Genomic DNA, 526 nt, shown 5'->3' on the forward strand with positions numbered 1-526 from the left:
TGAAATTTTCTTTTTTCGGAGCCGTCCCTTCCTTTAACAGTGCATCGTCCGCGGCAATGTCCTTATTCTTTTTCAGCTCGTGATAAGCGATTAACGAAAGCTTATGTAAGTAGTCAGCGTCCTCTTTGAAAATATCATCAATGGAAAGAAACGCTTGTTTACTAAAATCATAGTTAAACGTTTTTTTCACGGTTTGCCCGTGTGCCCCGCCGATGTATTTATATTCATTAAATATAATCGCCACTGTCTGTTTGGCATAATGGACAATTTTATAATCAACATTTAATTCGTTGCGTTTTGTCGTATGCTCTTGGTCAACGTCTTTTGTTTCCTTTTGAAATTGACGAACCTCTTTTTCTGCGAATCTTTTTAATGCCGAATCCATTTTTTCATTTTTGAAAACGGGATAGTTAACCGCGTAATTAAAAGTTTTCCCGTCATTCACAAGCGTTGCGATCTCAACATTCCCATATTGAGAATCAGTTCTTACTTTATTCATGACCGTTTCTTTTTTCAATGAATGATT

The 526-nt window shown here is 36.3% G+C and carries 1 pseudogene; it reads right to left on the reverse strand.

The features are described from left to right. Positions 1-526: pseudogene (gene pdaC, locus ACWHAR_RS31700) on the reverse strand (peptidoglycan-N-acetylmuramic acid deacetylase PdaC); the annotation flags it as partial.

This window comes from Bacillus sp. LR--39 (assembly GCF_053613335.1).